The organism is Candidatus Protofrankia californiensis, assembly GCF_900634765.1.
Lineage (GTDB): Bacteria > Actinomycetota > Actinomycetes > Frankiales > Frankiaceae > Protofrankia > Protofrankia californiensis.
In genome coordinates this window covers 3,623-12,634 of sequence record NZ_CAAAFT010000058.1, presented here as the reverse complement: position 1 = coordinate 12,634, position 9,012 = coordinate 3,623, and the positions used below count along the sequence as shown (strand labels likewise).

The following is a 9,012-nucleotide window of genomic DNA, read 5'->3' as shown; positions in this document are numbered from 1 at the left end:
CGCAGCTCACTGTCGGTAAGCGGCGCCGGCCGGCGCCGCACCCCAGCGCGCACCGCGGCCAGTTCCCCTCCCCCGCCCGTGCCAACAGCCGCCGCGTGTACGACGAGATCGGCCCCGACCAGCAGCTTGTCCAGGCCTCCTGGTCGGGTGACGTCCGCCACGACAATGCCCGGGCCGCGGCGGACATCGACCGGTATGACGTCGTAGCCGCGTCGACGCAGCTCGTGCACGACCGCATCCCCGATGAATCCGCCAGCGCCGGTAACGACCGCGCGAGCCACGTCCCCCCCTCCTGCTCCCCTGGCAGTCCCGGAAGAGCCAACATCATAAACGTTGCATCCCGTCACACTCTGTCTACCAACACGTCGTTCCGACCGCTCGGTATCGACCCGACGTGACCGAAGAGTCAGACTAACCGGTGATGACGGTCACGGCCGCCGCGGCCCGCACCCGGATGTCGGGAGCACGACTTTCCGGGAACGGACCGCGACAATCACCAGAACCCTCGAGCGTGCTCGAGAACCGTCTGTCCGGCTCGCCGGGCGGACGAGGATTCCCAGACACGCTCTTACCATGAGTGACATTTTTCGATCTACCTACGGCGTCCCGAAATCCTGCGTCCAGTAAGTGCCGTAACTGCCTCCGGCGGCGTAGCCGACACCGATCTGCTTCAACGAGCAGTTCAGGATGTTCTCGCGGTGTCCGGCACTGTTCATCCAGCCCCGCACCACTTCCGCGGGTGTGCGCTGACCCGCGGCGATGTTCTCCGCGGCCATGGAGAACTCGTACCCGGCCTTCGCCATGCGCTGGAAGGGCGTCCGACCGTCCTGGCTGTTGTGGCTGAAATAGTTGTGAGCGGACATGTCGGCGCTGTGTGCCTGCGCGGCCGTGGTCAGCCGGGGATCCGCCGTGAACGCCCCGCAGCCCGCCTTGGCCCGCTCAGCATTCGTGAGCGCGACCACCTGGGATGCCTCGTCCAGGACCTGGGCGGACGGCGTGGTCGCCACCGATGCGGCCAGGTTCGCCGGAGACAGCACCAATGTCACCGGGGGCGTGGCTGACGTCGCCGGGGGCGGCGTGGCCGGCGTGGACGCTGCCACTGGGGTCGGCGTGGCCGGCGGGCCGACCGTGGGCTGTGGCTGGGCGCGGACCTGCGCAATGGTCGCCTGTGGGGGCGTGTTGACGATCTGCAACCGGCTCGCGCGCACCGAGGGGGTTCGGTACGACTGGAACACGATCTCGTTCAACGTGTAGGCGCCGTCGGGTAGCAGGCGGGTGTCGACGGTGGCTTCGTACGGCGCGGCGGGCGCCACCCGGACGATCGTCCCGGGCCCCTTCAGGACGAATGCCACCCAGGTTCGCGTATCCGCGGGGACGGCGGCGTGAAGCTGCATGATCCCACCGACAGTGCCGCGGTCGGCCATCGGCTGCGACACCGATCGGGCAGCGAGTGCGACCGCAGCTGTTGACGACGCCAACGCCGGGGAGACGACGACCGACGTGTCGGCGCCGGCAGGTCCGGCCCGGTCGGCGAGTTGTGTCAGGACCAGCACACCGGCCCCGAGAACACCGAGGATGACTGCCGGTACAGCAGCGGACCACCTCCGGCGGGTACAGCCGTGCCTGCGATGTCGATCCATGGAACCTTCCGTCCGGTCGGTCCCCCCGCGCATGTCCCCTCCGCTGGCCCGAAGACCTGGGCGCGAACAACATGATCGGGACACCTTTGGCCATCCAGCCGGCGTCAACAATAGCGAGTACCAAGCATGACAGGTCATCGGGCCCGTCCGCCGCGCCACTCCGCCGATGACCGCTTCGGCGACTACGGCACTTCGATGACCACGACGAGACCGGACCGGCCCGCGGCGTCATCACCATGCCCCGGAGCGCGGCGGGACAAAGGTCCGTGCCCACAGAACAGGCCGGACCGCAAGCCCGAGGCCGGAGTACCAAAGCGCTGCTAGAAGGCACGAGTCCGGCCGGACAGACGGCCCTCACTGCATTCGGACGGGGGCGCGGCCGGGCGCTTCCCGGTAGCATAACCAACCATGGCACCGGAAATCGCGATCGACGGTACCCCGGTCGCCAGGGTATGTCTGCTGGACGCAGGTCGACGCAGGCCGGGGCGGCGAGATCCGTGCGATCGAAGATCTACCGGATGTGCTCCCACACAGTGAGCGACGTGCCCGCGCCCGAGTCGGCCGCGAGCAACCCCGGCGGCGAGCAGGACGGTGTCACCGGGTAGCCGGAAACCGACGGATGACACCGCTCTCGACGAAGACGAGAGTGAGGATGACGTCATAGAACACCACGCCCGGCAGACCATCCACGCTCACCCGTCGCAGCCTGCCCGCCGAAGGGGGACCGCTCGTCATACCCTTCGCGCAACTTCCCGGCACGACGCACGTCCGAATCGGTAAAATATCACCGAATCGGACACGTCGTGCCCCGACTGTCCACAGGAGCCAGACCGATGCCCATTGCCACCCCAGATGTCTACGTGCAGATGCTCGACCGGGCCAAGGCCGAAGCATTCGCCTACCCCGCGATCAACGTCACGTCGAGCGAAACCCTGAATGCCGCGTTGAAGGGCTTCGCCGACGCCGGGAGCGACGGTATCGTACAGGTTTCCACCGGAGGGGCCGAATTTCTCTCCGGTACCAGGGTGAAGAACATGGTTCTCGGCGCCCAGGCGCTGGCCGAGTTCGCCCACCATGTCGCCAAGGCGTACCCGGTCAACATCGCCCTGCACACCGACCACTGTCCGGCCGGCAAGCTCGACACCTACCTGCGCCCCCTGCTCGCAATCTCCAAGGAGCGGGTGCTCAAGGAGGGACGTGAGCCGCTGTTCCAGTCCCACATGTGGGACGGCTCCGCAGTCGAGATCGAGGAGAACCTCAAGATTGCCGATGCGTTGCTGACGGACACGGACCAGGCCAAAATCATCCTGGAAGTGGAGATCGGTGTTGTCGGCGGCGAGGAGGACGGCATCGTCGGCGCGATCGACGAGAAGCTGTACAGCACACCCGAGGACATGTGGCGGACCGTCGAGGTCCTCGGCGCCGGGGAGCGGGGCCGCTACATGGTCGCAGCAACCTTCGGAAACGTGCACGGGGTATACAAGCCGGGCAATGTGAAACTCCGTCCGAGTATCCTTCGGGATGGGCAGCAGTATGTCGCGCAGAAGCTCGGGTTGCCAGCCGACGCCAAACCGCTCGATCTGGTCTTCCACGGCGGGAGCGGTTCCGACCTGTCCGAGATCCGCGAAGCGCTGGATTACGGCGTGATCAAGATGAACGTGGACACCGACACCCAATACGCGTTCACCCGGCCGGTTGCCGATCACATCTTCAGGAACTACGACGGCGTTCTGAAAGTGGACGGCGAGGTCGGCGTGAAGAAGCAGTACGACCCGCGCAGCTACGGCAAGGCAGCCGAAATCGGCATGGCCGCCCGGGTCGTGAAGGCGTGCGAGGACCTGCGTTCCGTGGGACGTTCCCTCGCCGGCTGAACCCACTCCGGGCAGGGCAACTCAACAACACGCTCGCCAGACCGGGCCCGTCGTCCGGCTGGCGAGCGTTCGCGTGCGGGCACCAATCCCCGAACAGGGGGCAACGGCCACCCGCCATCGGTATGGAACAGGTTTCGGAAACGTCGCACCATCGTCGGATCACGGTGGTGTGCATCCCGTCCCGTCATTCGGTGCCCGTTCGGCGAGATCGGGTGCATTTCGCACCGCAGGTACCCGATCGCCTGGATGCAGGTTTTCGACCTGGACCATACGGACAGCCGGATCACGCACGGTTCGCTACCCGGATAATCCGGTTCCGATCGTCACCGCCACGGCGGGATACGGAGTTTCCACGGCAATAAAAGTACGATGAAAGTAATGAGCGTGCGTACGTGCGCGTTACCATCCGATCCCGAGCCTCGGCAAGAGCGGCCGGCTCGATGTGTGCATCCTCACGAAGCGGATTCGCTGCTTGTTCGGCGCCCAGCAATTGTTGTTATGGTCTCCGCCGTGCTCGCGATACAGCGAACACGCGTCGGGCGGCACGCCGAATCCTGCCCTCGTCCGACGAAAACCCAAACTTGCGGCAGGAACGGGGGACCCACTTCCGGGCGCCGATATCGGGCGTCCTCGGGGTGAAGCCGCAAATGCGGCCGGGCAATCCCAGCCCGAACCCGACAGCTCACTTCGCAGGCGTGGGGAAGGGCATAACCAATATGTCCAGTGCACGTTCTCGCAGTCGACATCACGGAACCGGCCGGGCTCGGATGGGCGCCCGAGCGCTGGTGGTCGCTCCCGCCCTGGTCGCCGCGGTGGGCGGAAGCATCGTGATGTCACAGCCCGCAAGCGCCGCCACCACATGGGCGGAGCTCCGCCAGTGCGAGTCAGGCGGGAACTACACCGTCAACACCGGCAACGGTTACTACGGTGCCTACCAGTTCGCCCTGAGCACCTGGCAGGGTCTCGGCTACACGGGGCTGCCCAGCGGCGCCTCTCCAGCCACCCAGGACGAGGCCGCGCTGAGACTGGCTGTCCGATCCGGCTTCGGCCAGTGGCCGATCTGCGGCCAGGGGATGGGCGCCGACCAACTTGCGGCAGACGCCAGCTCGTCCGGCGCGGGGTCGGCGAGCCCGAGCTCGCCGTCCGACTCGACCCGCACCCGACGCTTGGTGGTGCGCCAGAGCGCGGAGAGCCTGTTGGACGCCCCGGACAGCACGTTGTTCACCACCGGGCTGATCCATCAGGTGCGATCGGACGTACGAGCCTGGCAGCTCCAGATGAACGCGCTCGGTTACAAGATCTTGATCGACGGTCGCTACGGCCCCCAGTCGGCTTTTGCGGCCGGCCTTCTGCAGGGTTCGAAGGGCCTGCGGGTGGACGGCATCTGCGGCCCACGGACCCGGGCGGCCACCTTCGCCTGAACGACCCGACAGCCGGCGGCTCACCTGACCGACAGCCGCCGGCTCGCCCGTGGTCAGGCACGCGGCGGATCGCGCTGGAGGACCGCAGACAGCGCGATCACGATCGCTTCGCACTCGAGGTCCCTGCCCGGATCCGAGGTCCCTCCCGGATCGGCGAAGCCCGTCTGAGAGGTCCGGAAGCCGATCCGAGAGGCCCAGGGACCGATCCGGGCGGTCCTGCTCCCCAGAGCACTTGAGAGGTGACAGTCAGCGCAACCAGAAATACGGATAAGACTGAATTTATCACTTTAAGTTATAAAATCTGAAGAAGACGACCCTGTCACAGAGAGGTCCGGATCGCCAGGTAGAGTCACTTGTTCAAGGTGTTTAGCCCATTCGGGTGATAGGAGTCACGTGGGTGTAGTTCATCCGACACCCCGATTTGCTTCGATAGAGCCAGACTCGCTAGAGTTCTTCCCACTCACCGGATCGGTGAGGCCGCCCGGACGGACGCCGAATCCTGTCCCCGTCCGGTACGGCACGATCTACCGCGGAGCCACAAGGACAGGAGCGGGGGAACCAACATCCGGACGTCCGCACACGGAGTCCTTGGGGTAAAGCCGGCAGCGCCCATCAGCGCTACCGGCCGGGCTTGTTCCCGCCCGCACCCGACAGCTCACCTCGTAGGCGACGGGAAGGACCGACCCACATGCCGTCTGGTGGCAGGCACCGCGCCCCGCAGCATCCCTCCACCGTCATGAAGGTCCTGCGTACCACCGGTGCCGTAACAGCACTCGTGGGCAGCGGTCTGGCTGTCACGGCCGCACCCGCAGGTGCCGCAACCGCGGACGACTTCGCCAAGCTCCGTCAGTGCGAGTCCGGCGGCAACTATCGGATCAACACCGGCAACGGCTACTACGGCGCCTACCAGTTCGACACCGGGACCTGGCGCGGTCTGGGTTACTCCGGTCTACCCAGCGACGCGCCGTCGGCGCTCCAGGACGAGGCCGCCTACAAGCTTTACAACTCCCGCGGCTGGTCCCCGTGGCCGTCCTGCGCGGCCAAGATGGGCCTGACCCGCAACGGCCCGGCACCGTCGTCGTCCGCTGGCACGTCCAGTGCCGGTGCGATAGAGCGCGCGATCACTCCGGCACAACCGGCGATGACGCTGGATCGCGCCAAGGCCCTGCTGGACTCGGCGGACTTCACCGGAACGACGCTGTCCAGCGCTCTGTCCGGCGAGGTCCGCCCCGACGCCTATGTCTGGCAGAGCGAGATGCGCCAGAAGAAGTTCATTCTCCAGGTGGACGGACGTTTCGGGCGGGAGTCCCAGGGTCTGGCATCGCTCTACTCCTATCTGACTCGGGTGGACGACGGCAAGGCCGGCGTGGTCGGCAAGAACCTCTGGGACGTCACCGTCACCAACCCAACCGTCCTGTGACACACAAGATGTACATCATGTGATATTTCGTGGCTAAAAGATCACAGGTGATCCGATCGTGTTCCGCCCGGTCGCCGTCCGGTGCTCCACCACCCTCGGACCCCGATCATGTGATGGACCTGCCGGCCCACCCCCTCCCGGCAGGTCCATCGCCTGACGGATTCCCCCGCAGGCCGAACGTGAAGCCGATCGGACCGGGCAGGATGGACCCCATGACAACCTCATCCGGACGATCGGACCTGCTCGGCGGCCCGCCGCCAACGAAGCTCACCCTCGATCCCGCCGCAGCAAAGGCGCTGGGTACCGGCGAGGACCCGGAGACGGTCGCAGGGCGTTTCCCCGACTCCAGTCTCGCCTGGGCAACGCTTGCCGAACGCTCTTTCGATGCCGGCAACCCGGTGGCCAGCTATGCCTATGCCAGGACCGGGTACCACCGTGGCCTCGATCAGCTACGCCGCGCGGGCTGGCGAGGACACGGGCCGATTCCCTGGTCCCACGAACCCAACCGGGGCTTCCTTCGAGCACTCGCGGCACTGGGCCGCGCAGCCAGCGCAATCGGCGAGACCGAGGAGGCCACCCGCTGTCGTGACTTCCTCGCCGACAGCGACCCCGAAGTGGCCGACATCCTGGGAGTCAAGGACATCTGAGCCGCTCGCGAACGGCACGCCACCCCGCCGGAACACCCGTGGCTTGCCGGCAGCCTACTAGCATCCGACGTAAGTTACAGATGATGTAAGTAGCACGCGACGTGAGTAGAGGCGGATGGCGTTCGTCAATCGCACCGAAGAGCTTGCAGCGCTGGAACGCTGGTGGGCCTCGACCGACCCACGGCCAGCAGTGGTATGGGGACGGCGCAGAGTCGGCAAGACCGCCCTGCTACACCGCTTCGCCGCCGGACGGCGGTCGGTTTTCCACACTGGTGCCGGCCGCGCGGCCTCGGGCGAGCTGGCGCAGTTGTCCCGCCAGGTCGTGGACGGCGTCCCCGGGCGGTTCCGGGACCTGCTCGCGCGCCCATACTCCGATTGGGACGACGCACTCGACGACCTGGCCGCGACAGCGGAGCACGAGCCGCTTCTCGTCGTCCTGGACGAGTTCCCGGAGATTGTCGCAACCTCACCGGATCTTCCAGGAGTGCTGCGGGCCTTCCTCGACCGCGCCGCGGGTAGGACCAAGTTGCGGCTGCTGCTGTGCGGGTCGGCGGTGCGGCACATGACCGCGCTACAGGAACAGCGGGCGCCGCTCTACGGCCGATTCGACCTGTCGCTGTCGCTGCATCCCTTCCGCCCGAACGAGGCCGCGTTGATGCTGCCCGGGCTCACGCCGGCCGACCGGGCATTCGTGTACGGGTTGGTCGGCGGGGTACCGCTGTACCTGTCGTGGTGGGATCAGGATGCGGGCATCACCGACAACCTGCTGCGGCTGGCCTGCCGACCCGGCGCATCCCTGCTCACAGAGGGACAGCTTGTGCTGGCGACCGAAGTGGAGCACGGCGAACATCCGGCGGCGGTACTACACGCCATCGCCTCGGGCCGTACGCAGTACAACGAGATTAAGGACTACATCCGGGCCGAACCGGCGCGCACCCTGGACCGGCTCATCGAACTACGGCTCGTTGAGCGAATCATGCCAGTGACCGACACTCCTCGCAGCCGGCGCCGTGTCTACCGGATCGCCGACAACTTTCTCGCCTTCTATCTCGGAATACTTTCCCGGTTCCGCCCCGAGATCGACCGCGGTCTCGGGGAAGCACTGCTACCCGTGCTGCTCAAAAGCCTTGACGACCATTTCGGCGCTCCCTGGGAGGAGTCGTTCCGGGAGCATCTGCGACGGCTGGCCGTCGCGGGTTCGCTGGGACCGGACATCGTCGCGGTCGGACCCTACTGGGGCACCGGCGGCCGGGACGAGATCGACGCGGTCGTACTGGCCGGCCGAGACCGACATCCTGTGCTTGCCGGGGAGGCGAAGTGGACGCGAAGCGTCGACGGCCGGCGGCTGGCTGCCGGCCTCCAGGAGAAGATCCGTGCCCTGGGGCCCCACCTGCCCACGGAAGATCATCTGGATGCCGATGGCACCGGACCACAGGACGGTGACGGCCGGCGGGCAACGGAGCGTCCCGGACCGATCCGCCTTGCCATCTGCGCCCGCGAGGAGATCCGCAACCCGCCGACCGGAGCCCTCACCGTCACAGCCGCCGACATCTTCTCCCCGCCGTAACGGCGGCAGGCGGCAACTGTTCTGTTGACATGTTCTGTCGACGAGGACAGCGGATCACGCGGTCGACACTGTCGCTTCTCCTCGCCGTTGCTCTACCCACGGGCTGGAACAATGGATCGTACGGCCGACACCATCCCGATCTACGGGGTCCGCAACCGCGTTGAGAAGAACGGGCCCGCGATCCGTGATGCGCTCCGTCCAGACGATCGCGACATGTTCGTGACGGAACTGCGGATCGCGCTGGCAGAGGCCGACAACACCCTCAACCTCGACCCGGTGACCGCAGTGATCGACAAGTGGTGGGGGCAGGCGGTGCTCACCGCCAACCCGGAGATCGAAGCCGGTGCTCTCGCGGACCGTCGACGCATAGAGGCCGGAGACCCCAGCGTGCTCGGAACGACCACCTCGCCAGGCAGAAATCCGGAGGTGACCAATGGCCAGAGACA

8 protein-coding genes and 2 riboswitches are annotated in these 9,012 nt (G+C 66.6%); of the genes, 6 read left to right on the top strand and 2 right to left on the bottom strand.

Annotation, left to right across the window (positions count from 1 at the left end; all coding sequences use genetic code 11):
• Both DD1DGNOD_RS03255 and DD1DGNOD_RS03250 read right to left on the bottom strand, forming a co-directional pair.
• Positions 1 to 281 (bottom strand): NAD-dependent epimerase/dehydratase family protein (locus DD1DGNOD_RS03255; RefSeq protein WP_131769406.1); only part of this gene is annotated, 281 nt, incomplete at its 3' end.
• A 315-nt stretch (positions 282 to 596) separates the two neighbouring features.
• On the bottom strand, positions 597 to 1,640 hold the full coding sequence (locus DD1DGNOD_RS03250) for a CAP domain-containing protein (protein ID WP_241251186.1): 1,044 nt from the start codon (positions 1,638 to 1,640) through the stop codon (positions 597 to 599).
• An 833-nt stretch (positions 1,641 to 2,473) separates the two neighbouring features.
• Between DD1DGNOD_RS03250 and fbaA the strand changes: the two genes are divergently transcribed.
• The 6 genes from fbaA to DD1DGNOD_RS03220 form a co-directional block, all read left to right on the top strand.
• The gene (fbaA, locus tag DD1DGNOD_RS03245; protein ID WP_131769405.1) at positions 2,474 to 3,511 is read left to right on the top strand and encodes a class II fructose-bisphosphate aldolase; all 1,038 of its coding nucleotides are present in this window, start codon (positions 2,474 to 2,476) and stop codon (positions 3,509 to 3,511) included.
• A gap of 562 nt (positions 3,512 to 4,073) precedes the next feature.
• A riboswitch (cyclic di-AMP (ydaO/yuaA leader) is annotated at positions 4,074 to 4,222 on the top strand.
• 5 nt (positions 4,223 to 4,227) lie between these two features.
• Positions 4,228 to 4,932, top strand: a complete 705-nt coding sequence (locus tag DD1DGNOD_RS03240; RefSeq protein WP_131765153.1) for a transglycosylase family protein — start codon at positions 4,228 to 4,230, stop codon at positions 4,930 to 4,932.
• A 518-nt stretch (positions 4,933 to 5,450) separates the two neighbouring features.
• Positions 5,451 to 5,615, top strand: a riboswitch (cyclic di-AMP (ydaO/yuaA leader).
• A 5-nt stretch (positions 5,616 to 5,620) separates the two neighbouring features.
• Positions 5,621 to 6,352 carry a transglycosylase family protein gene (locus DD1DGNOD_RS03235; RefSeq protein WP_131765152.1) on the top strand — a complete coding sequence of 244 codons (732 nt, stop codon included), beginning with the start codon at positions 5,621 to 5,623 and terminating at the stop codon, positions 6,350 to 6,352.
• A gap of 212 nt (positions 6,353 to 6,564) precedes the next feature.
• Positions 6,565 to 6,999 (top strand): DUF3151 domain-containing protein, encoded by a 435-nt coding sequence (locus tag DD1DGNOD_RS03230; protein ID WP_131769404.1) that lies wholly within the window; start codon positions 6,565 to 6,567, stop codon positions 6,997 to 6,999.
• Between the two features lie 115 nt (positions 7,000 to 7,114).
• On the top strand, positions 7,115 to 8,566 hold the full coding sequence (locus tag DD1DGNOD_RS03225; RefSeq protein WP_131769403.1) for an ATP-binding protein: 1,452 nt from the start codon (positions 7,115 to 7,117) through the stop codon (positions 8,564 to 8,566).
• Between the two features lie 111 nt (positions 8,567 to 8,677).
• On the top strand, positions 8,678 to 9,012 hold a 335-nt coding region (locus tag DD1DGNOD_RS03220), incomplete at its 3' end, for a DUF6247 family protein (RefSeq protein WP_131769410.1).

What these genes read in the sequence shown, in the direction of transcription:
- DD1DGNOD_RS03225 (WP_131769403.1), top strand. Translation starts at nt 7,115, where the DNA reads ATGGCGTTCGTCAATCGCACCGAAGAGCTTGCAGCGCTGGAACGCTGG.
- fbaA (WP_131769405.1), top strand. Translation starts at nt 2,474, where the DNA reads ATGCCCATTGCCACCCCAGATGTCTACGTGCAGATGCTCGACCGGGCC.
- DD1DGNOD_RS03250 (WP_241251186.1), bottom strand. Translation starts at nt 1,640, where the DNA reads ATGGATCGACATCGCAGGCACGGCTGTACCCGCCGGAGGTGGTCCGCT.
- DD1DGNOD_RS03230 (WP_131769404.1), top strand. Translation starts at nt 6,565, where the DNA reads ATGACAACCTCATCCGGACGATCGGACCTGCTCGGCGGCCCGCCGCCA.
- DD1DGNOD_RS03240 (WP_131765153.1), top strand. Translation starts at nt 4,228, where the DNA reads ATGTCCAGTGCACGTTCTCGCAGTCGACATCACGGAACCGGCCGGGCT.
- DD1DGNOD_RS03235 (WP_131765152.1), top strand. Translation starts at nt 5,621, where the DNA reads ATGCCGTCTGGTGGCAGGCACCGCGCCCCGCAGCATCCCTCCACCGTC.